Source organism: Marinobacter albus (assembly GCF_030238305.1).
Taxonomy (GTDB): Bacteria; Pseudomonadota; Gammaproteobacteria; order Pseudomonadales; family Oleiphilaceae; genus Marinobacter; species Marinobacter albus.
Genome location: NZ_JASSQD010000001.1, coordinates 953,097 through 973,504, shown reverse-complemented (window position 1 = coordinate 973,504; position 20,408 = coordinate 953,097). Strand labels below are relative to the sequence as shown.

Annotated in this window: 22 protein-coding genes and 1 pseudogene; 7 read left to right on the top strand and 16 right to left on the bottom strand. The window is 56.6% G+C overall.

All coding sequences use genetic code 11. The features are described from left to right. Nucleotides 1-39 precede the first annotated feature (39 nt). On the bottom strand, nt 40-804 hold the full coding sequence (locus QQF73_RS04485) for a hypothetical protein (RefSeq protein ID WP_285367378.1): 765 nt from the start codon (nt 802-804) through the stop codon (nt 40-42). 241 nt (nt 805-1,045) lie between these two features. Here QQF73_RS04485 and QQF73_RS04480 point away from each other — a divergent pair, with 241 nt between their 5' ends. From QQF73_RS04480 to QQF73_RS04470, 3 genes are all read left to right on the top strand, one after another. Continuing rightward, the gene (locus QQF73_RS04480) at nt 1,046-1,786 is read left to right on the top strand and encodes an NYN domain-containing protein (RefSeq protein WP_219866650.1); all 741 of its coding nucleotides are present in this window, start codon (nt 1,046-1,048) and stop codon (nt 1,784-1,786) included. A gap of 54 nt (nt 1,787-1,840) precedes the next feature. Next, complete coding sequence (locus tag QQF73_RS04475; RefSeq protein WP_219866651.1) at nt 1,841-2,443, top strand: DUF938 domain-containing protein; 603 nt, start codon at nt 1,841-1,843, stop codon at nt 2,441-2,443. 225 nt (nt 2,444-2,668) lie between these two features. Continuing rightward, a complete protein-coding gene (locus QQF73_RS04470) occupies nt 2,669-3,097 on the top strand; it encodes a c-type cytochrome (protein ID WP_219866652.1) in 429 nt (142 codons plus the stop codon). Between the two features lie 72 nt (nt 3,098-3,169). Here QQF73_RS04470 and QQF73_RS04465 read toward each other — a convergent pair whose 3' ends face one another. The 3 genes from QQF73_RS04465 to radD form a co-directional block, all read right to left on the bottom strand. Beyond that, the gene (locus tag QQF73_RS04465; protein ID WP_219866653.1) at nt 3,170-3,625 is read right to left on the bottom strand and encodes a metallophosphoesterase family protein; all 456 of its coding nucleotides are present in this window, start codon (nt 3,623-3,625) and stop codon (nt 3,170-3,172) included. A gap of 20 nt (nt 3,626-3,645) precedes the next feature. Next, nucleotides 3,646-4,128, bottom strand: a complete 483-nt coding sequence (locus QQF73_RS04460) for an FKBP-type peptidyl-prolyl cis-trans isomerase (protein WP_285367377.1) — start codon at nt 4,126-4,128, stop codon at nt 3,646-3,648. A 383-nt stretch (nt 4,129-4,511) separates the two neighbouring features. After that, nucleotides 4,512-6,290 (bottom strand): DNA repair helicase RadD, encoded by a 1,779-nt coding sequence (gene radD, locus QQF73_RS04455; RefSeq protein ID WP_285367376.1) that lies wholly within the window; start codon nt 6,288-6,290, stop codon nt 4,512-4,514. Between the two features lie 262 nt (nt 6,291-6,552). On the opposite strand from radD, the gene QQF73_RS04450 reads away from it, so the two are divergent. Next, entirely contained in the window at nt 6,553-8,178 is a 1,626-nt protein-coding gene (locus tag QQF73_RS04450) for a tetratricopeptide repeat protein (RefSeq protein WP_285367374.1), read from the top strand. Nucleotides 8,179-8,258: 80 nt separating this feature from the next. Here QQF73_RS04450 and QQF73_RS04445 read toward each other — a convergent pair whose 3' ends face one another. Next, nucleotides 8,259-9,116 carry an ion transporter gene (locus QQF73_RS04445; protein ID WP_219866657.1) on the bottom strand — a complete coding sequence of 286 codons (858 nt, stop codon included), beginning with the start codon at nt 9,114-9,116 and terminating at the stop codon, nt 8,259-8,261. A gap of 260 nt (nt 9,117-9,376) precedes the next feature. On the opposite strand from QQF73_RS04445, the gene rlmF reads away from it, so the two are divergent. Next, nucleotides 9,377-10,309: a 23S rRNA (adenine(1618)-N(6))-methyltransferase RlmF gene (gene rlmF / locus QQF73_RS04440; RefSeq protein WP_285367372.1), complete on the top strand. Its 933-nt coding sequence runs from the start codon at nt 9,377-9,379 to the stop codon at nt 10,307-10,309. A gap of 25 nt (nt 10,310-10,334) precedes the next feature. Here rlmF and QQF73_RS04435 read toward each other — a convergent pair whose 3' ends face one another. From QQF73_RS04435 to QQF73_RS04425, 4 genes are all read right to left on the bottom strand, one after another. Then, nucleotides 10,335-11,375, bottom strand: a complete 1,041-nt coding sequence (locus QQF73_RS04435) for a sodium:calcium antiporter (protein WP_219866659.1) — start codon at nt 11,373-11,375, stop codon at nt 10,335-10,337. A 104-nt stretch (nt 11,376-11,479) separates the two neighbouring features. After that, a complete protein-coding gene (locus QQF73_RS04430) occupies nt 11,480-11,875 on the bottom strand; it encodes a TM2 domain-containing protein (protein ID WP_285367370.1) in 396 nt (131 codons plus the stop codon). Further along, on the bottom strand, nt 11,853-12,110 hold the full coding sequence (gene yidD, locus QQF73_RS19255) for a membrane protein insertion efficiency factor YidD (protein ID WP_425607949.1): 258 nt from the start codon (nt 12,108-12,110) through the stop codon (nt 11,853-11,855). The genes QQF73_RS04430 and yidD overlap by 23 nt, the downstream gene beginning before the upstream one ends. A 3-nt stretch (nt 12,111-12,113) precedes the next feature. Next, nucleotides 12,114-12,752 (bottom strand): DUF4177 domain-containing protein, encoded by a 639-nt coding sequence (locus tag QQF73_RS04425; RefSeq protein ID WP_285367368.1) that lies wholly within the window; start codon nt 12,750-12,752, stop codon nt 12,114-12,116. Between QQF73_RS04425 and QQF73_RS04420 the strand changes: the two genes are divergently transcribed. Continuing rightward, nucleotides 12,751-12,915 carry a hypothetical protein gene (locus QQF73_RS04420; RefSeq protein ID WP_219866662.1) on the top strand — a complete coding sequence of 55 codons (165 nt, stop codon included), beginning with the start codon at nt 12,751-12,753 and terminating at the stop codon, nt 12,913-12,915. The genes QQF73_RS04425 and QQF73_RS04420 overlap by 2 nt on opposite strands. 286 nt (nt 12,916-13,201) lie before the next feature. Here the strand turns inward: QQF73_RS04420 and QQF73_RS04415 are convergent, their stop codons facing one another. Further along, complete coding sequence (locus tag QQF73_RS04415) at nt 13,202-14,590, bottom strand: alanine/glycine:cation symporter family protein (protein ID WP_219866663.1); 1,389 nt, start codon at nt 14,588-14,590, stop codon at nt 13,202-13,204. A 49-nt stretch (nt 14,591-14,639) separates the two neighbouring features. Further along, the gene (gene ald, locus QQF73_RS04410) at nt 14,640-15,764 is read right to left on the bottom strand and encodes an alanine dehydrogenase (RefSeq protein WP_285367365.1); all 1,125 of its coding nucleotides are present in this window, start codon (nt 15,762-15,764) and stop codon (nt 14,640-14,642) included. A 189-nt stretch (nt 15,765-15,953) separates the two neighbouring features. Here ald and QQF73_RS04405 point away from each other — a divergent pair, with 189 nt between their 5' ends. Further along, nucleotides 15,954-16,442 carry an Lrp/AsnC ligand binding domain-containing protein gene (locus QQF73_RS04405; RefSeq protein WP_416383197.1) on the top strand — a complete coding sequence of 163 codons (489 nt, stop codon included), beginning with the start codon at nt 15,954-15,956 and terminating at the stop codon, nt 16,440-16,442. 29 nt (nt 16,443-16,471) lie between these two features. On the opposite strand, the gene QQF73_RS04400 is transcribed toward QQF73_RS04405, so the two are convergent. From QQF73_RS04400 to QQF73_RS04380, 5 genes and pseudogenes are all read right to left on the bottom strand, one after another. After that, nucleotides 16,472-17,362 carry an alpha/beta fold hydrolase gene (locus QQF73_RS04400; protein WP_285367363.1) on the bottom strand — a complete coding sequence of 297 codons (891 nt, stop codon included), beginning with the start codon at nt 17,360-17,362 and terminating at the stop codon, nt 16,472-16,474. Between the two features lie 14 nt (nt 17,363-17,376). Then, entirely contained in the window at nt 17,377-18,144 is a 768-nt protein-coding gene (locus tag QQF73_RS04395) for a TIGR01458 family HAD-type hydrolase (protein WP_219866667.1), read from the bottom strand. Between the two features lie 218 nt (nt 18,145-18,362). Beyond that, nucleotides 18,363-18,626: pseudogene (locus QQF73_RS04390) on the bottom strand (glutathione S-transferase family protein); the annotation flags it as partial. Between the two features lie 160 nt (nt 18,627-18,786). Next, a complete protein-coding gene (rho, locus tag QQF73_RS04385) occupies nt 18,787-19,824 on the bottom strand; it encodes a transcription termination factor Rho (RefSeq protein ID WP_285367360.1) in 1,038 nt (345 codons plus the stop codon). A 152-nt stretch (nt 19,825-19,976) separates the two neighbouring features. Beyond that, a complete protein-coding gene (locus QQF73_RS04380) occupies nt 19,977-20,366 on the bottom strand; it encodes a hypothetical protein (protein ID WP_219866668.1) in 390 nt (129 codons plus the stop codon). Between the last annotated feature and the right edge of the window lie 42 nt (nt 20,367-20,408).

The following is a 20,408-nucleotide window of genomic DNA, read 5'->3' as shown; positions in this document are numbered from 1 at the left end:
GCTGAGAGCGGGCTGAGTCGATCAGCCCGCTTTTCACGTTCACTCCTTTCCAGACTTCGCACAACCATGCCAGCACATATCGCAAACCGAACCGCCTCTGGAGAGGGTATGCAGGCGAGTGTAATGTCCGTGCTGACCGTCGTTGGCGATTACATCCGCGCCCGGCCAATCATAAAGACACCAGGACTTAAAGAAGGCATCGAGCTCGCCCTGGTCGCCATTCAATTCGATGACGCGACGAACAAAGGTTTGCGGTGGGCAGTGGGTCCAGTGCGTATGGGTATTGCTTCCTTCCGTCCATACTTTCACTTCATAACCTGGAGCACCCGGCGCGCTGAACGGGAAAACCATTAGCGCCCGGAGAACCCTCTCCATGCGCCTTGCAGGATTGCGGCTAGTGACACGAAAAGGCATAGATACGGCCGTTAGCATCCAGTTATAAACCTTCCAGCCCAGATCGCCCACCAGTGTTTTGGCATACTCCGAAGGCACTCCGCGGGCCATCATCTCCTGGTACGCGGCTGTCGTGATTACTGAGAGAAATACGGTAAGACGGTTGCCAAAGGTAGGCAAATGATCGAGTTCGGCAATTGGCATCAGCAAGTCAGACCGAGTCCATGTTTGCTTGAGATACTCTTTTACATCTGACTCAAGCCACCGCCCCCTTTCCGGCTCTTCAAGATCCAGTAGCCGGCCCTTCAGAACCTGACGGGCGGATCGGCGAAAAATTGGCTTAAAGATCCTTTTGCAGCCACCTATAAATGTCCGGTTCAGCAAACTCATTTTTTTGTTCTGGAGTGACATGACAGACCTTCCCCCAAAAGGGTTTCTGCTCTATCAATTTAACACCAAAACACCGGCTCATCTTCACTTCCGCGTTTTTGCCTGAGGTAAAAATAAGGCGCTCAGAAATTTCATGCCACTCTCGCTTTTGGTGTAAACGAGGAAGACCGACTCCTGATTTTCGATCCAAAATAAAGCTGTCCCGTTTTTATTACTGCTAACATGGCAATGAACCATCCAAGACAGGGACAGCTCAGAGAAGATGAACACTAACTACAAAATCGCCCTCCTCATCGACTGTGACAACGTCAGCCACCAATCGATTGAAGGAGTGCTTCAGGAACTTGCCAAGTACGGTGCAGTGAACGTACGCCATGCCCACGGCAACTGGAATGGTCCGCAACTGGGTGGCTGGATCGAAAAACTGCACGCGAACGCCATTCGGCCAGTTCAGCAATTTGCCTACACCTCTGGCAAAAACGCCACTGACGCCTCAATGATCATCGACGCCATGGATCTACTCTACAGCGGAAATGTCGATGCCTTCGCACTCATGACCAGCGACTCTGACTTTACGCCCTTAGTCATGCGCATTCTCGAGGCCGGGCTACCGGTATTCGGTTTCGGCGAGCGCAAAACTCCCATGCCCTTTGTGAACGCCTGCTCCCAATTTATTTACACAGAGAACCTGCGCGAAAGCAGTGAGGAAACCGATAGCGCCAGCGACGAAGGTGCGCCCAAACCAACTGTGGAAACCAAATGGGGCCGCAACAAATTGCGGGGTGACACCATTCTGGTGCGGACTCTCAGAACGGCGGTGGAACAAACGGCTGATGACGATGGCTGGGCGCATCTCGGCAAGGTTGGCCAGTACATTTCCAACAACAGCTCTTTCTCCCCCGTGAACTACGGGTACAAAAAGCTGAGTGACCTCATTCGCGCCAGTGAATTATTCGAGATGAGCGTCCGGGACAAGAACGTTTTTTACATCAAAAGCCCCTAGAAAGCAGATCTGTCCCGGTTTTCATGGCGTTCAAAGAAAGGAGAGTATGACTCGATGACGACCAACCTGCCCTTCTCTCAAGCTTGCGAGAACAACAAAGCCCCGATCCTGGGAAGACTGCGTGAGGTTTTTGAGGCACCGGGCAAAGTATTGGAGGTGGGGACAGGCACTGGACAGCACGCCGTGCATTTCGCAAAGGCCATGCCCCACCTGCAGTGGCAACCGACCGACCATCCCGATGCTACACACATAAGTCGCCCTCGATTGGAACGGGCCGCACTACCCAATATTCTACCGATCATTGATCTGGACGTTGGTACTGACCACTGGCCCGTTGAATCCTTCACCTGGGCCTTCTCCGCAAATACCGCGCACATCATGGCCTGGAGCGAAGTCGAACAGATGTTCCGGGGTATCGGTGAGCGCTTGCCAGAGGACGGTGCCTTCTGCCTGTACGGCCCGTTCAATAACCGTGGCGAATACTCGAGTGACAGCAACCGCCGTTTTGATCAGCACCTGAGATCCCAGGCCGCTCATATGGGCATCCGGGACCTGCTGGACCTCAGCGCTCTGGCGGAATCGGCCGGGATGACGCTTGCCGAAAATCACCCCATGCCTGCCAACAACCGGCTACTCGTGTTTCAACGAATGCCATGAGATTACAGCCATTGGCTGATCTTCAGGTTCTCCTTGTTGTCGCACCACAGACCTGGCCCGATTCACGACTTCTGCTCTCTATCACGCCCAGTCCAGAGTTACGATACGCAAAAATTTGGGCATCGAGCATTTCCTTAGGCAAAAGGGGTAACTGAAACAGTGAAATACAATTGGATCGGGAGTTTCGTGGGGCTTGCCCTGGTCGCAGTGGGAGTTTCCGGATGCATGGATACCAATCGCGGTTGGGACAGCGTCGAGAACGCTCCCAGTAGCTTTACTAGTGAAGGGGAACGCCTCTATTTTACCGGCGTCTCAAACTCCGGTGAGCGGATCCGTCCTGTGGGTGGGCACCATCATATGCAGATGCATGGTGGCAGCTGTGCCACATGCCACAGTGCGGACAAGCAAGGCGGCGCAATCATGTGGCCTCGATTCTGGGTGGTGGCTCCGGCTTTAACGGAAGAGGCACTGGAGCAAGAGCATAACGACGGCCACGACCATGCATCCTACGACGAATCATCGCTTAAAGACGCCATCGTGAACGGCATCGGTCCCGACGGGGAGCCATTAGACGATACGATGCCACGGTGGCGAATGTCCGAAGAAAGCCTGAATGCGCTGGTTCACTATCTGCTCGGTGAACATTCACATTGAGCCGCTGCTTGGCTGATTGAGAGTGCAGACAAATCTGGATCGAAACTGAACTGACGCTGCGGGCCGGATTGATCAAACCGGCAGTTCGATGATTTCACCCGCCACGCCGTCTTCGCTCACTTCCAGCCGCCCTACCGTGATCGGCAGGGTAAAACGCCGGGGCCCGGCGCCACCGGGATTGAAATAAAGCACGTCGCCGATCCACTCGTTACGGGGTTTGTGGGAATGGCCGGCGATCACCACGCGATAACGGCCTTGCGGATCGATGTCGAGGGTTTTGACGTCGTGGAGCATGTAGAAAGCGTGGCCGAGGAATTCCAGATCCTGAACATCGGGAAGCTTCGCGGCACGGCCTGTTGTGTCGATATTGCCGCGAATCGCCACCACCGGCGCGATGGACTCCAGCGCTTCCATAACCTCGTCGCGCCCGACGTCACCGGCGTGAAGAATCACGTCCGCGCCCTTCAATACCTCAAGGGCTTCGGGGCGCATCTTGCTGTGGGTGTCTGCGATGACGCCGATTTGCATGTTTACGCCCCCTTAATTCCTCAATGATGATGCCCACCCGGCCCATGCACATGGCCGTGCGCCAGCTCTTCCGGATCGGCAGCGCGGACTTCAAGGATTTCGATATCAAAGGTCAGGGTTTTACCGGCCATCGGATGGTTGGTGTCGACATCGGCAAACTTGTGGCCGACCTTAACGACAACCACATGGCGAGGGCCGTACTCGGTTTGCACCTGGGCGATCATGCCCTTCTTCCAGCGTTTGGCACCGACCAGATGCTTGATTGGCATACGTTGCAGGGCATCGTCCTTGCGCGGACCGTAGGCTTTTTCCGGAGTGACGGTAACGCTGAACGTATCGCCGGCATCGCGACCTTCCAGGGCTTCTTCCAGGCCCCGGATAACGCCGCCGTGGCCATGCAGGTAGGCGTTCGGCTCGCCGCCGTGGGAGTCTTCAATGACGTTGCCCTGATCATCACGGACGCTGTAGTGAAACATGACGACTTGGTTCTTTTCGATTGGCATAGGGTTCTCTGCGACGGTTTAAAGTACGCCATTATAGCCGGCAGCGGCGCCGACTTCAGGGGAGAAAAAACCATAACGAAAAGCAGGCAACCCCGAAAAGCAGCACTGAAAAATGGACAGCCAGGTTCTTCCGGGTAGTTGGGGAGGGCTTTCTGGTGAAACTGAAGTAATCCTCACCAAACAACCCCACCCCGCAGCCCTCACAGTAGTTTTTGGAGTAGGAAACCCTCAGCGCCGATGGCTCAAATTTTTTCCGACAGCTGTAACAACTAGGCTTAATCATTTCGCACTCCGGCAATCAGCCTCTCCTTGCTTGAAGAACACAGAATCCTTTCTGTGCGGTCGGGAGGCATGATAGCTGAGTTGACGGTCACTTGGGCACTTTAGGCTTCATTCGCCTTTCGATAAGTACCCTGATAATCAAAGATCCGTTCCTGCACCTGCCAGTAATGCTTCTGCTTGCGGGCTATCACAAAATCCGGTGCCGACAACAAGGCTTGCAACTCAAGCACCTCATCCGCCCTGCTGAACGCTTTCGGGGCCTGGCTGTTGGCGAAACGACGTCCGAACAGCTTGTTAAAGACGGTGCGCTGTGCCGGCTTGCTGAAATCAAACGACTCGCTGAGTTCTTCCCCATCCTCGCCGTGGTAGGTGATCTTCAGCTTGCTGCCGGCGACACTTAACGTGATGCCGGCGCAGCGGATTACCATGGCATCTTTGAGTTTCAGGGCGTCACGTAGCTGATCGTCCGGGTCGATAATGGCTTGGTGGCACTGGTGGCAGTTGCGGGCCGCGATGTCATTCTCGCCACCGCAGTGGGGGCATTCCTTGAAGCGGAATCGGTAATCGCACTGTTCCGGGCGCTGCTTCTGCCCAGCCGCCCCTTCCTCTTCTGCAGGCTCCAGCAGCCCCTGACAACGGCGCCCGTAGTGTTCGATCACCCGGCTTTCACTGTCGGTCTTGCCCCAGAAGATGTTGGCAAAACCACAGCCCGGGCAGAACACCTGCACCGGCTCACTGTCGGGGTTCGGTTTCGGCTCACCCACCTCCGGGTGATGCAGGTTCACGCTGTTGCCCGCGTAATCAATCACCAGGCAGTCCTGCTTGCCTTCGTCCAGACGAAGACCGCGGCCCACAATCTGCTGATACAGGCTGACCGACTGGGTAGGCCGAAGAATGGCAATGAAGTCCACATGGGGCGCATCAAAGCCCGTGGTCAGCACGGACACATTCACCAGATACTTCAACTGCCGCTGTTTGAAGCGCTGGATCAGCAGATCCCGATCTTTCAGATCGGTCGCGCCGGTCACCAGGGCGGTCTGGTTTTCCGGCAGATAGCCGGTGATCTCCCGGGCATGGTCCACCGTGGCCGCAAAGATCATCACCCCCTGGCGCTCAGTGGCCAGCTCCATCACCTGCTCAATGATGGCACGGGTCACACGCTTGTGTTTGCTCAGCAGCTGGTTGACGTCCTTCTCGGCGTATTCGCCAAAGCGATCCTGAGCCAGCGCGGAGAAATCGTATTGCGCCACCGCCGCGTTCACCAACTCGGGTTTGGTGAGATATCCCCGATTGATCATGTAGCTCAACGGCAATTCGTAGATGCAGTGCTGGAAGGGCTTATCCTGCTCTTCACCAGAGCCGCGAACAAAGCCCCGGTAGTGATAGCGGTAGATCCAGCCCATGGCCAAGCGATAGGGGGTGGCGGTGAGCCCGAGCACTTTGAGGGAATCGTTCTGTTGCCGTAGCAGCTCGATGATCCGTTGATACTGACTGGTTTCCTCACCGCTGACCCGATGGCACTCATCGATGATGACCAACGAATACTCATCCCGGAACTGATCCAGATTCGCCGATACGGACTGCACGCTGGCGAAGGTTACCTGATGCCGGTTTTCCTTACGCTTCAGTCCGGCGGAGAAGATGCCGCCTTCTAATCCATAGCTCTGGTACTTGGCGTGGTTCTGCTCCACAAGCTCTTTTACGTGGGTCAGCACCAGAATTTTGCGGCGGGCCAGTCGGGCCAGCTCGGCAATGACCAGGCTTTTACCCGCACCGGTTGGCAGCACGATAACTGCGGATTCATCCGACTTGCGGAAATGGTTTAGCGTGGCATCGACCGCTTCCTGCTGGTAAGGCCGCAGCTTGAAAGGCGCATTCATTCGTGGTGCTTAATCGCTATCAGGAGGAGAAGGCGGTCATACTAGCAAATGCAGCTGCCGTTGCCTGTGAGGCATCAATAAATCTGTCCCGGTTTTTTTCATCACCCGTAGTAGGCCTGTAGCTGTTAAATCAGCCACGAAAGGACTAAATTTGAGGTGATAAGCTGCGCATGCAGAGCCAGTAACTGGCAGTTCGTATTCAGACTCTGACCGGAGTAGACATGCCGGCTCCACCACCAATACGGTCCACTGGAGTCATGTCATGAACACAATCTCTTACTTAGTACTTGCGGTTACTCTGAGCTTTATCCCTCCCGCGTTGGCACATCAGGACACCATGAATGAAGATCATCCTCATAGCGCCGGGGATGACGTCGGCACCGTCAATTTTCAGGCCGACTGTGATGACGGTGTGCGCGCTGACGTCGATCACGCACTGGGCCTGATGCATCACATGATGTACACCCAGGCCCGCGCCGAGTTCAGCGCCATTATCCAGGCCGATCCCGACTGTGCCATGGCCCATTGGGGTGTCGCCACATCGCTGTTCCAGCCATTATGGGGCACAACACCGACTGCTGAGGATATCACTCTGGGTCGCCAGGAAATCCAGCAAGCGCGTGACGCTGCCGAAGATGAGCGTGAACGGCTGCTGATAGACGCTACCGCTGCGTTCTTCGAGCCGGATACCGACCAGGTCCGGGAGCGGCTGGCCGGCTGGATTGAGGGTATGGACCAGGCCTATCAGGCCTTCCCGGACGACGCTAACGTCGCTACCCTTTATGCCTTGTCCCGCTTGACGCTGGCGCTTTCCGCCGAAGACCGCAAGGCGCTGTACAACGAAGCAGAACAGGTACTGCGTGCGGTTTGGGAGGCCGAGCCCACCCATCCCGGGGCCGTGCATTACTCCATACATGCCACGGATGCCGATGGCCGAGCTGGGAACGCCACTGAAATCGTGGACTCCTATACCGGGATAGCCCCCAGCGTTCCCCATGCCTTGCACATGCCGTCTCACATTTATGTGCGGCTCGGTGACTGGCCCCAGATGATCGAATGGAATCAGCAGTCCGCAGACGTGGCGGTCGATCACAAGGTCGATGGCGCCACGTCGTTCCACTACATTCATGCCCTTGATTATCTGGTCTATGGCCACCTCCAGCGGGGTGAAGACAGCGCGGCACGCAGCGTCTGGGAGTCCGCCCAGGCCAACGGACCACACCAGGCCAATTTCCCCGGCGCCTTCCACCTGGCATCCATCCCCGCAAGGTTGGCCGTTGAGGAGCGGGATTGGGAAGCGGCGGCCGCCATTACCCCTCGTGCGGTCGACTATGTTAACTGGGACATGTTCCCCTGGCCCGAGGCTCTGAGTTGGTTTGCACGCGGGCTTGGGGCCGTCCACACCGGTGATCTGGAAGCCGCCCGCACGGCTGAACAGCGCCTGGAGACTCTGGCGGAAACCGCCCGGTCCGCTGCCGATCCGCGTTTCTCGACCTACATTGAGGTGGATCGGAGGATTCTTGCCGGGTGGATTGCGCAGGCCGAGGGTGAACCAGACCGTGCCATCGAACTGATGCGTTCCGCCGGGCAGCTGGAAGCCAGTGTCGAGAAGCATCCGGTCAGCCCCGGAACCCTGCTCCCCCCCTACGAGGCTCTTGGCGATCTGTTACTCGCCCTGGATCGCCCGGCCGAAGCTCTCGACGCTTATCAGCAGTCCGATCAAACCTGGCCGAATCGGTATAACACCCTGGAAGGAGCGGCCCTTGCGGCCGATCTGGGCGGCGATACCGGATCCGCCGGGCAGTGGGCCCGTCGACTGCTGGAGACAGCCCCGGAAACAGAGCGCGGCTCGATCAAACGAATACAGATGCTGGCAGGGAGAAACTAGGCGCGTCCGGGCGGGAGCCTCCAGGTTCCCGCCCGGAGGCCGGTTTTCCTGTGAGCCGGATAATTCTGGCTCGAAGAACATCATCCGGAGCTGCGCGGGTCGGGCGTCTCTTCATTAAGCCAGGTACCGCAGTGTTTACAGTATTTGGCGTCGACTTCATGGCGATGTTTACCGCATCCCGGGCAGGCTTCATCGGAGTAACGTTCCGCGCGCAGGGTGCGAATCACTTCCGCGGAAAAAACCCCGACGGGCAGCGCGATGATCGAGTAGCCCGTCAACATGATCATCATGGAAATGAACTGGCCCCAGCCAGTCACCGGGGTTATATCGCCATAGCCCACGGTTGTCAGTGTCACGATGCCCCAGTAGATCGATGTGGGAATACTGGTAAAGCCGGCCTCGGCCGGCTCAATCAGATAGAGCAAAGAAGAGAAGATGGTCACGACCATCAACACGGCAAACAGAAAAAGCAGGATCTGGTGCCGGCTGCGAATCAGGGCTTCCATCAGCAGGCGGCCCTCGCCCACTACCGTCATCATTTCCAGTACCCGGAACAGACGCAGGGTCCGCAGCAGACGCACGACGACGAGAGTCTGGGCCCCCGGGAACAACAGCGCCAGCCAGGTGGGCAAGACAGCCAGCACGTCGATAATCCCATAAAAGCTTTTCAGGTAAAGCTTCGGTTTCTCCAGGCAATAGATGCGCAGGGCCAGCTCAATGGTGAACAGCAGCGTTACGCCCCACTCCACACCAAAAAAAAGCTCACCGTAGCGGGCGTGATATTCCGGCACACTGTCCAGGAGAATAATCCCCACGCTGAGGAATATCAGCAACGCCAAAAAAACATCAAAGCCCTTGGCCAGGCGGGTATCAGACTCGAAAATGATCTGGAAAAGGCGTGTTTTAATTCCCAGGCCACCGGGTTTTATAGTCGCCATCCAAGCTGCCTCTCTACCAGTTACTGAAAGTCGAAAATCCGGCGAATAGGTGCAACCCAGGACTACTAATCCTGCAAACCGCCGTATTGCCCCTGAACATTGACTGTAGACGCTAACCGTTTTGGTTGCCGCAGCGATCATGCCCAGGTCCGTCGCTACCCTCGAACTGCCGAGTATGCGCAACAAATACATAAAGATTATAATCACGGACTAAGCCAGACCCACTCTACTTCTGAACTCCAAGCCTCAGGCCTATTACTGTGAGCACCGTCCATCGAAGTAAGAAAAACCAGGCCAGGCCAGTTCGCAAAGGTCTGCACCCGAGGAATCTACACAACCAAGGCTATGACTTCCCAGCTCTCGTAAAAAACCACCCAGCGCTAGCCCCCCATGTGAAACCGAACGCTCACGGCGACCTTTCCATCAATTTCGCAGACCCATTGGCAGTAAAAACTCTCAACGCCGCGTTATTAAACCGATACTACGACATTGTCGACTGGGATATACCAGAAGGCGCGCTTTGCCCTCCAATCCCGGGCAGAGCCGACTATATCCATTACATTGCTGACTTGCTTGGGCCTGAACAGCCCAACATCAAGCTGCTCGATATAGGAACTGGAGCAAATGGAATCTACCCGATACTGGCCTGCCAAATTTACGGCTGGCAGTGTGTCGGTAGTGACATTAACACTCAGTCGCTTGAGAACGTTGCCACGATAATCGCCAACAATCCCACACTCAAAGACCGCTTCACGCTGCGCACGCAACCCGATAAAAACCACATTTTTGAAGGGATCATTCAAGCCGGGGAGTTCTTTGACGTCAGCGTGTGCAACCCACCCTTCCATGCCTCGCTCGATGAAGCAGTTAAAGGTAGCCAGCTTAAACTCAATAACCTTGCTCGTAGTCGAGGTGAACAGAAAGCAAAAACCAAATCCCCCACTCTGAATTTTGGCGGACTGGGAGCAGAGCTTTGGTGCAAGGGGGGCGAACAGCTGTTTCTCAAAAAGCTAATAAAAGAAAGCCAGGTGTATTCAACTCAATGCCGCTGGTTTACCAGCCTGGTTTCAAAAGCCGACAATGTTAAGTCTGCAAAGAAGTTGATTCGTAAGCTCGGTGCAGTCGATATACGGGAAATAGAGATGAAGCAGGGCAATAAGATTACGAGGGTATTGGCCTGGACATTCATCTGAGCGAAGGGGCGTTTGAACGCCCAATTCAGCCAGTGAACATCAACACCACACCAAGCCCGTAGAGCACCATGATCGCCAGACTCTCTGCACCGATTCGACCGACGCCATAGCGTTCCCGACGTATCAGCCCCATGATCAGGATGGCCGACATCAACAGGGTCAGTGCGACCCAACGTTCCGAGTCGGCGGTCATCGTGTGGTAGAGCGAGCCGTCCCGGTAGGCGATGTCCGAAGCGGCCATGAAAAGCGTATCGAAGGCATTCCCACCGATGATGCCAGCCACCGCGAGTGTGAGCGCACCCTGCCTTACCGCGGCAATTGACGTTACCAGCTCCGGAATGGACGTACTGATCGCTGTCAGAAGAACACCGACGATTGTCTGGCTTAACCCGGCTTCCGAGCTGATTGTCGTGGCGGCGGGCTCCATTACCAGGCCAGCCACTCCAAGCGTTGCCATGAGCACTGTGAATTCCGTCCAGAGACGGCTCATTGATGCCAGTTGGTTCTTGGTCTCCGGCTCGTCCTCCCGGGTCTCACGGGTAATGGAGGGGCGCCACATGGGGTTGTCGCCGGCACTCTGGATGAGCCGGGTGCCGTAGAAATAGAAGCCCAGCAGTATTGGGGTAACGGGGTGGATGTTCCAGAGGGTCACATCCGGCAAGCTCGGTGCCAAAAGGATCAACGCCAGGAGCGCGATCAGCAGTCCGTTCTGCATCATGTTCGGGGCTGAGGCAGCTGCGTGTTCCAGGTTCGCGCGACGATAGACAATGTCGGCAATGGCCAGGAAAAAGGTCTGCACCGCGATGCCCCCAAGGGCATTACTGACAGCCAGCTCCGGGTGCCCCTGGTAGGCGGCCGTTACCGAGAGCACCGCACCACTTAGGGATGTCGCTGCCCCCAGAAGCACGGCTCCAGCTGTCGCCTCACCCAGCCCGGTCCGGTCGGCGAGCTGGTCGACCACGCGCGTGATGCGTGTCCCCGCGATAGCAATCACCAGGGCACAGATACTGAAAACCACGATGCTCTGTAACAGCGTCCAGCTGTCCGGATCCATGATCGGCACCATCGCCCTCCCTTATAAAGCCGGGCACAATCACCCTGGCCTGTCTTGGCACCAGCTTCTCCTTGCTGTTGAAGCACAGAATCCGTTCTGTGCGCTGGCAGCCGATGTTAACCGAGGTACCGGCGGTGTTGGTAGCGACTCAACAAGTCCCGATAAAGCCGATTATTCCAGTTCTGAACGATAATCTGGGACCGGAACAGTTGCCACAATTCCCAGGAATAAACGATCAAAAGAAGGATAACACCGGGCCAAACGAAACCAGCTGCGAAACACCCAATAGCAAAAAGCAAAGCACCAATATCAATCAGCCCCGATTGCCAGCGCCCCAGATAAAAATGGTGCAATCCGGTGATAAAAAACCAGTTCAATGCAGCGTATGTGTCCGGATCCTTAACCGCTTTCCCCGCTTGCCGATAGAATTCTGCCCGCTGCTCCTCTGAAAGCTCGCGAATCGCCTTTCTGAGCGAATCTTCCTCGGCATCAACTTCTTCTTGTTTCAACATGCTCGATATCCCAGGTGACCGGCTCGATGCATTTACAGATCGCGTCCGACCTGTTGCACCTGCGAAGACGGTGAAAAGTTAATGCCAGACCTTTGCGAAGACCGAATTGCCGGATAGCCTGTTCAGAATAGGCAGAGCAACTCGGTTCAAAATTGCAGTCGATGCCAAACCATCGGATGCCGCCACCCGTTCGACGATAAAACCCGATGGCCTTCAGAGCTAACGTCTTCAGCACCTGTTAGCGCCCCAACGTAACAATCACAGATTCACGCTGCCAAAACAGCCAGAAGCGCTTCATCTCCAGAACCTGGAATACAACCTGCCAACCTTCAGAAGCGTAGCGGTTTAGTTCCGCTTCAATTTTTTTCAGGGGCAAGCCGGAGGAGCCCAGCAGCAATGTGCCACAGCCGCCCTCCGTGATATGGACCATCTTGTATTCAGTAAAGCGTTGTCCCGTCATAACATCTCCATTTTTTTGAGTAAATCTGGGCCGCTCCAGAGCCGACCGCACCTCCCCCATGGAAAACACCCTCGCGAATTCCGCGAATCGCTGCCCGCCAAACCACAGCTGGACTACCGGCAGGGAAAAAATACCGCGGGCCGCACACACCGGTGCGGCGGCTTCCTGGCAGACCCCATAGCCGGAACAACCCACTACGCCAGCAGGTAGTTCAGGGTCGAAAAAAAAGCCTTCCCGTTGGAGAAAGGCTTTTTGATGCGCACAGATCGAATGGCAGGCTTGTCGCGTTTCAGCAGTTGCCCTTTTTCGCCTGGCCCGGTGGGCAGAAATGGCCACCAGACTTACGGTAAGACCGGCGATCGTCATAATCATAGTCATGACGACGGCGATCATGGTCGCGATAGTATTCTCTATCATGATCTCTAGTGGTAATGGCTGTTCCCGTTGCCGCACCGACGGCACCGCCGAGAATAGCACCGTCCCTGCCGCCTACTTCGTTGCCGATGGCAGCCCCGATTGCTCCGCCAATACCGCCACCCAGCGCAGCGTCGGCTGTGTCATCGGCAACGGCACCCAATGAGGTGGCACTCAGAGATAGAAAAACGAGCAGTGATTTCATATTCATTGGTGTAAATCCCATTGTTCAGGTGGTCTGACCTGCCCGGTATGACGGGTAGGAATCCAGTGGTTCCATCCTCCCATCAGTCACGTACCAGGTTTGTGAACTACTCCGAGAATATCAGAAATACACGCGATGCCACCCTTACCTTTTATTTATATTTCAATATGTTACAAAGCGTAAAGGGGCAGGCTGACCCTCCTGAAGTCAATCTGCCCCCTTTTTGATCATGCGCCAGCGTCTGGCCTCAGGAACCGGCTCCCGAGGATTCCACGGGCACACCCAGCGCCTGGCGCTCGAAGTAATCCCGCGTCAATCGGAAGACCACCGGGCTGAGGGCAACGATGGCAATCAGGTTGGGCAAAGCCATAAGCGCATTCAGCGTATCGGCCACCAACCAGACAAAATCCAGGCTGAGAACCGCGCCGAGGGGAACGGCGAGGATCCACAGCACCCGAAATGGCTTGATCGCCCGTGTGCCAAACAGAAACTCCACACATTTCTCGCCATAGAACGACCAGCCCAGGATGGTGCTGAAGGCGAACAACGCCAACGCGATGGCGACCAGATAGTTCCCCACCCCCGGCAAGGCAAGACCGAACGCCGCCGAGGTCAATGCGGCGCCGGACTCGCCGGAATCCCAGATACCGGAGGTGACAATCACCAGCCCGGTGACCGAGCAGACGACGAGGGTGTCCAGCAGGGTACCCAGCATGGCAATCAACCCCTGACGAACCGGATCCCGGGTCTTGGCGGCCGCATGGGCGATGGGGGCAGAGCCCAGGCCGGCCTCGTTGGAAAACACACCACGGGCGACACCGAAGCGAATGGCCGCCCAAACGGCCGCCCCGGCAAAGCCACCTTGCGCCGCGTGCCCTGAAAACGCACTCTCAAGGATCAGCGCCATGGCCGGGCCAATCTGATCGGCATTGATGGCAAGCACCACCAGGCCGGCCAGGATGTAGGCGACGGCCATGACCGGCACCAGCTTGCCGGCCACTGAGCCGATGCGTCGGATTCCGCCCATCAGCACGGCTCCAACCAGTACCATCACTACCAGGCCGGTCACCAGTTCGGGCACGCCAAAGTTGGTTTCCATGACCTGGGCAACGGAATTGGATTGAACCGTGTTACCAATACCAAATCCGGCGACGGCACCAAAGATCGCAAACGCGGAACCCAGCCAGGCCCAGCGCCGGCCAAGGCCGTTCTTCAGGTAGTACATCGGGCCCCCGACATGGTTGCCCTCCTCATCCACTTCACGGAATCGCACGGCCAACACCGCTTCCGAATACTTGGTGGCCATACCCACCAGGGCGGTCACCCACATCCAGAAAAGCGCGCCCGGGCCGCCGAGGAACACCGCCGTGGCAACGCCCGCAATGTTCCCGGTGCCAACCGTGGCCGCCATGGCAGTCATCAGCGCCTGGAAAGGCGACACCTCACCGGTCTGCTCTTCATCCTTACCGACCTTGACGCCGCCGGCGAGCAGTTTGAACCCGGTGCCGATGCGCAGGATCGGCATCAGTTTCAGGCCAAGACTCATAAAAAAGCCCACGCCCAGAATGAGAATGAGCATGGGCCACCCCCAGACGATGGCGTTAATGTCCCCTAATACAGAACTCACAGAATCCATTGGATCAATACCTCTTGTTGTTGTCGTATGGTGTTTAGAGCGTTAAGGATCAGTGCATCAGTGCCAGCCCCTGCTCCGGGGTGATGGAGTCGATACCCTGGGCCGCACCTACCGATGGGCAGGTCAGCACGCCATTGACCACGTTCAAACCGTTCAGCAGCCCCGCGCTGTCTGCCAGTGCCCGGGGGGCCCCTTTGTTGGCGATCTGAAGGACATAGGGCAGCGTGGCGTTGTTCAGGGCGTAACTGGAGGTTCGGGCCACCGCGCCGGGCATGTTGGCCACGCAGTAATGAACCACGCCATCCACAACGAAGGTGGGCTCGGCGTGGGTCGTCGGGGTTGAGGTTTCAAAGCAGCCGCCTTGGTCGATGGCCACATCCACAACCGCCGCGCCGGGCTTCATGCGGGAAATCAGCTCGCGACTGACCAGCTTGGGCGCGGCCGCTCCCGGAATCAGCACACCACCAATGACCAGATCCGCCTGCGACACGGCGTCCGCAACAGCCTTCGAGGAAGAAAACAGGGTCTGGACCCGATTACCAAACACCGCATCGAATCGGCGCAACACGGAAATGGAGGTGTCCAGCACAGTGACTCGGGCGCCCATCCCGACCGCCATCTGGGTGGCGTTGAAACCCACCACGCCGCCGCCAATCACCACCACCGTGGCCGCGTTCACACCGGGAACACCCCCCAGCAGCAGCCCCCGACCTTCCCGGGAACTCTCAAGGCAGTGAGCGCCGGCCTGAATGCTCATACGGCCCGCCACTTCCGACATGGGCGCCAGCAGCGGCAACGCGCCGTTACTGTCAGTCACGGTCTCATAGGCGATGCAGGTAGCGCCGCTGGCCAGGAGGTCTTTGGTCTGAGGTACGTCCGGCGCCAGATGCAGGTAGGTAAACAGCGTGTGGTGAGGCCGCAGCAGGGCCCGCTCGCTGGCCTGTGGCTCCTTGACCTTGACGATCATCTCCGCCTGTTCGAAGACGGCTTCGGCCGACGGGACCAGCCTGGCGCCTGCTGACTCGTATTGTTCATCGGTAAGATCGATACCCGCACCGGCACCGGTCTGCACCACCACCGAATGGCCCTGGGCAACCAACTCATGGACCGCCTCTGGCGTCAGTCCAACCCGGAATTCATTGTTTTTGATCTCTTTGGGTACACCCACAATCATAGGCATTTGCTCCTGTCGGGCAGTGAATGAACGCGACCCACGGGTCACGCTGACGTTTTAAAGTCTAATCAGGGCCGACAGGATAAAATCCCGAATAAAACTACTAATTCATTATTTGATCCTTTTGTTTTCTCAACTACAGTATTTTCTTCTATTTCGGCGAAACTTACTGGTATGAGGAGCAACGCCATGCGGAAACTGGACCGTATCGACCTGGCCATCCTGGATGAGCTGCAGAACAACTCGAAGATCACCAATCACGAGTTGTCCAACCGGGTGAACCTGAGCCCGACGCCCTGCCTGGAAAGAGTCCGGAAGCTCGAACGGGACGGCTATATCAAGAACTACCGTGCCATCCTCAACGCCCGTAAATTGGGCATCGGCCTCACGGTGTTTGTCGAGATCAGCCTGACCCGAACCGGCCCGGACGTGTTCGCACAGTTCAAGGAGGCCGCCATCGACGTTCCGGAAGTCCAGGAGTGCCACCTGGTGTCCGGCAATTTCGATTACCTGATCAAGGCCCGGGTGGCGGATGTCGAGCACTACCGTTCGCTGTTGGGCGCAACCATCCTGGCGCTGCCGGGGGTGAATGATTCACGGAGCTACATCGTCATGGAGACCGTGACGGAAGGGCAGGTATTGAGCATGAAGAGTGTTATGGAGCATGGCGTCGGCTGATGGCAATGAATCTGCCCCAGCTTTTGCCTTCACCGGAAAAACCGGGCCAGGAAATCAAGCTGATCTTCGATTGACTGATCCAGAGCTTCGCCCCGATAAACATCAAAATGACCGACCGGATAGTGCTTCACTTCCGCGTTCGGCATTCTCTCTGCCGCTTTGGCCGCAACACTCGCCGGGGCGACCGTATCCTGGTCGCAAATCAACACCAGTGCCGGGCAGGTGACTTTGCTGGCCAACCGGATGGGCCGGAAAAAGGGAAACGCGTAACTCACGCCCGCTGCAACGTAATTCGACGCATTATCGGCCAGCAAAGGAACATACCCCTCCTGGCAGTCCTCAGCCGTCATCATGCCCAACTCGCCGGGGCGGCCTGCCGACGCAACGTACCGGGGAGACATCCCCAGCCCACGACGAAGCCAGTCGACCGTTCCGTGCCAGGTCAGGCGCATCGCCTGCATAGGGCCGGCATAACCGACAACACCCAGCAAAGACGCCAGACCATCCATCATCGGGCATTGGGAGATGGTGCATTGCACGTTTCCATCCTTTGCCGCAGCCGCAATCACGAGCCCGCCAGAAAACGACGTCCCCCACAGGCAAATACGGCTCCCATCGATACGATCCAGCTGCCGCGCAAAATTCAGTGCCGCCAGCCAATCTGCCACTTCCTTCCGAGGGCTCAGCGTCTGTCGTGGCTGACCGTCACTTTCACCGAAATGGCGGTAGTCAAAGGCAAAGACCGCATAACCCGCATTGCAGAAGGCTTCTTTAAACGGTGCCAGACCACTGGCATGAGTCAGCCCAAAACCATGCGCCATCACGACACACGGTAAACTTTTACTGTCGGCATCCGGGGTGTAAAGAACACCGCGACAGGTTGTACCGTGACTCGGAAATTCCAGTGGGGTTTCGATCATGTTAATCCCTCGTTTCATTGAACTTTGAGCCAGTGTGATGCCACAGCGGCGATATCGTCGAAAACACCGGCGCCGAGTTCCGCGGCCCGGGCTCCATCCGATTCCTGATACTTGCCCGTTTTCACCAGCGCCGCCTGGAGCCCCGCCTTCCGGGCGCCGCCAATATCCGCTTCCACATCGTCGCCGATCATCAGGCAGTCGCCCGGCGCCAGCCCCATGCTGTCACAGGCCTCCTGGAACATGACCTCGCCGGGCTTGCCAATGATGGTGGCCTCCACCCCGGCCGCATACTCCAGGGCGCGAATGAAGGGGCCGGCATCCAGGTGCAGACCGTCGGATGCCTTGAAGTAACGGTTCATGCCCACCGCCAGCAGGGGCGCGCCCTCCATCAGCAGAGCGAAGGCCTGATCCAGCCGACGGTAATCGAAGCGTTCACCGGCATCACAGACCACGACTGCATCTGCATCGGAAAATGAAGCCGGTTCGAACTCCTCCTCAATGTCAGGATGCACCAGCAGCCAGGCTTTAAGTTTCCGGGCCTTCACGTAACGCGCGACAGCGGCCGGTGCCGTCAGCACTTCTTTCTCATCGACCTCGAAACCCAGTTCGCGGAGTTGGTCCAGCACTGCCCGGGACGGCTTGCGGGAAGTGTTGGTGAGAAAGCGGCATGGCACTCCCGCCTCGCGGACCTTTGCAATGGCTTCCCGAGCGCCGGTGACGACCTCTCCCCCTTCGTGGAGCACACCGGAAATGTCGATACAGAGTCCCTGGGGTTTTGGCATGGCGTTGGGCCTCAACCTGATTTCGGAGATAGAAAAGCGCGGCTTCCTCCGGTTTCTGGAAGCGGCGGACCGGATGGATCAAACCGGCAGTTCAATAATTTCACACGCGACACGGTCTTCGGTCACCTCCAGCCGCCCTACCGTGATTGGAAGAGTATAGCGCCGGGGGCCGGCGTCAGCAGTCGCCTGGTTACAACTGGCCCAACAGTATTTCGGCGCTACCGTATGACGTCCCGCAGGGACCGCTCAATCTGACCACCACAGTAGGCCTTACCCAACTCCTTTCGCTGATCCTCAAGAAAAGGCCTGATCGACGGATGGTCCTCCACTCGTTGGCAGAGACCCGCCACCCGGGGGGCGTTGTGTTCCAGATCTGCGGCGAGTTCCGGAAAGCTGTGGACGAGGGTGCCAAACAATGCAGCAGTTGCGATATCGGCCACCGTGAGCCTGGAGCCCAGCAGATAGCCCGCGTCCGGATTGAGGAGGTGTTGCGCAGGCTCGTCGGGAAGAAAATGGTAGGCCTTCGCCGAAAGCCAGGTCTGTTCAACTCAATGCCGCTGGTTTAGCAACCTGGTTTCAAAAGCCGACAATGTTAGGGAAAACCGGGGCTGAAAATAGATCTGTCCCGGTTTTCCTACTTCATCATCCTGGCCCGGGGATATTTTTCAGAAGCTCGGCATTTGTGGGGTACTTCTCAAGCAGCTCAACCAGCTTTTTTGTGCCCTCCAGCGGTTTGAGACCGCCAAGCGCCCGGCGCAATGCTCTTATTTTGTCTAAATCTTTTGGATCCAACAGCAGCTCTTCACGGCGTGTACTGCTTTTCGAAATATCCAGCGCGGGAAAGATTCGCTGATTCGCAACGTCTCTCGACAAAACCAGCTCCATGTTCCCCGTGCCCTTGAATTCCTCAAAGATAACCTGGTCCATACGGCTGCCGGTATCCACCAAAACGGTTGCCAAAATGGTCAGCGAGCCGCCATTCTCAATGTTTCGTGCAGCGCCAAACAACCTCCGCGGGATCTCCATCGCTCGTGCATCCATCCCGCCAGACATAGTACGACCGCTGCCCTTTCGCTCCGCATTATGCACACGCGAAAGCCTCGTGAGAGAATCAATCACAATCATGACGTTGTGACCCTCGCCAGCTTGTTGGCGGGCGATATCAAGAAGCTCATCGGCAACGCGAACGTGATGAGCATAGCTTTCATCCGAAGAAGAAGCGTGTACCTCAGCCGGGACGCTACGCCTGAAATCAGTGACCTCTTCGGGTCGCTCATCTACCAATAACGCGTAAAGTTTAATCTCGGGATACGCCTTTCCCACCGCCTGGCAAATATGTTTTAAAATCGTCGATTTTCCAGACCCCGGCGGTGCAACTATCAAACCTCGCTGCCCCATTCCAATCGGCGTGATCAAATCCATCGCGCGCACCGTGAGTTTTTCTGAACCTGACTCCAAGCGAATCCCCGGCGTTGGATTGATAGCCACAGCATTTAAAAAACGTTTTTGTGGATCAGCCTCAACTTCAACCATAGCTTCGGCTTCCTCAGCCACTGGTTTAGCATCTTTGTTTCGTTTTCGGGTTAAACTTAATGTCTTTCTCGTCATGATTGTTTGATAGCTCTCGTTTGATAGATATTTTTCGAAATGGGCTGATAACGTCAAAAAAACAGTGTGCACAAAATAAGTCGGTCCCGGTTTTTTCAGAGTCCCTGGGGGTTTGGCATGGCATTGGGCCTCAACCTGATTTCGGAGTCGCGATGCGAGGCAGTGGGCTCGCTGACAATTATGGCTGGCGCTCACTCAAGTTTAGAAGACGCAACGCTTGATCGTCAGTTACGTTCCTTCAAGACCGAGTAGATGCTGCGAACGGCGGCAACGTCTGACGCGTCAGATTCGATCAGGTCCTCCAGCAATTCCAGAACCCGTTTCTCATCGTTACTTCGAAGATTCGGCCAGAACACATAGGGAATGACATCCGGATTCCGGATATAGAAAAGCGCGGCTTCCTCCGGTTTCGCGGTATCGCCCCTGAGACCGACGGTAAATCGCTGCCCTTCGCTATCCACCAGGGTAACCACGAGGGATTTTTCAGACTTCACTTCCCGGACTTCACCAACGGTGATGGGAGCCTCAAGAGCAGGGACGGAAGTAATGTAATACTGAACACCGAGAAACCCCAGAAGGATGACCAACAGTGACGCCAGGGCGATTGATTTCATCGTGAATACAGCCTGAATAGATGCATGGGACCTCTATATTTG

What these genes read in the sequence shown, in the direction of transcription:
- QQF73_RS04485 (WP_285367378.1), bottom strand. Translation starts at nt 804, where the DNA reads ATGTCACTCCAGAACAAAAAAATGAGTTTGCTGAACCGGACATTTATA.
- QQF73_RS04480 (WP_219866650.1), top strand. Translation starts at nt 1,046, where the DNA reads ATGAACACTAACTACAAAATCGCCCTCCTCATCGACTGTGACAACGTC.
- QQF73_RS04475 (WP_219866651.1), top strand. Translation starts at nt 1,841, where the DNA reads ATGACGACCAACCTGCCCTTCTCTCAAGCTTGCGAGAACAACAAAGCC.
- QQF73_RS04470 (WP_219866652.1), top strand. Translation starts at nt 2,669, where the DNA reads ATGGATACCAATCGCGGTTGGGACAGCGTCGAGAACGCTCCCAGTAGC.
- QQF73_RS04465 (WP_219866653.1), bottom strand. Translation starts at nt 3,625, where the DNA reads ATGCAAATCGGCGTCATCGCAGACACCCACAGCAAGATGCGCCCCGAA.
- QQF73_RS04460 (WP_285367377.1), bottom strand. Translation starts at nt 4,128, where the DNA reads ATGCCAATCGAAAAGAACCAAGTCGTCATGTTTCACTACAGCGTCCGT.
- radD (WP_285367376.1), bottom strand. Translation starts at nt 6,290, where the DNA reads ATGAATGCGCCTTTCAAGCTGCGGCCTTACCAGCAGGAAGCGGTCGAT.
- QQF73_RS04450 (WP_285367374.1), top strand. Translation starts at nt 6,553, where the DNA reads ATGAACACAATCTCTTACTTAGTACTTGCGGTTACTCTGAGCTTTATC.
- QQF73_RS04445 (WP_219866657.1), bottom strand. Translation starts at nt 9,116, where the DNA reads ATGGCGACTATAAAACCCGGTGGCCTGGGAATTAAAACACGCCTTTTC.
- QQF73_RS04435 (WP_219866659.1), bottom strand. Translation starts at nt 11,375, where the DNA reads ATGGTGCCGATCATGGATCCGGACAGCTGGACGCTGTTACAGAGCATC.
- QQF73_RS04430 (WP_285367370.1), bottom strand. Translation starts at nt 11,875, where the DNA reads ATGTTGAAACAAGAAGAAGTTGATGCCGAGGAAGATTCGCTCAGAAAG.
- QQF73_RS04420 (WP_219866662.1), top strand. Translation starts at nt 12,751, where the DNA reads ATGATCTCTAGTGGTAATGGCTGTTCCCGTTGCCGCACCGACGGCACC.
- QQF73_RS04425 (WP_285367368.1), bottom strand. Translation starts at nt 12,752, where the DNA reads ATGATAGAGAATACTATCGCGACCATGATCGCCGTCGTCATGACTATG.
- QQF73_RS04415 (WP_219866663.1), bottom strand. Translation starts at nt 14,590, where the DNA reads ATGGATTCTGTGAGTTCTGTATTAGGGGACATTAACGCCATCGTCTGG.
- ald (WP_285367365.1), bottom strand. Translation starts at nt 15,764, where the DNA reads ATGATTGTGGGTGTACCCAAAGAGATCAAAAACAATGAATTCCGGGTT.
- QQF73_RS04405 (WP_416383197.1), top strand. Translation starts at nt 15,954, where the DNA reads ATGCGGAAACTGGACCGTATCGACCTGGCCATCCTGGATGAGCTGCAG.
- QQF73_RS04400 (WP_285367363.1), bottom strand. Translation starts at nt 17,362, where the DNA reads ATGATCGAAACCCCACTGGAATTTCCGAGTCACGGTACAACCTGTCGC.
- QQF73_RS04395 (WP_219866667.1), bottom strand. Translation starts at nt 18,144, where the DNA reads ATGCCAAAACCCCAGGGACTCTGTATCGACATTTCCGGTGTGCTCCAC.
- QQF73_RS04380 (WP_219866668.1), bottom strand. Translation starts at nt 20,366, where the DNA reads ATGAAATCAATCGCCCTGGCGTCACTGTTGGTCATCCTTCTGGGGTTT.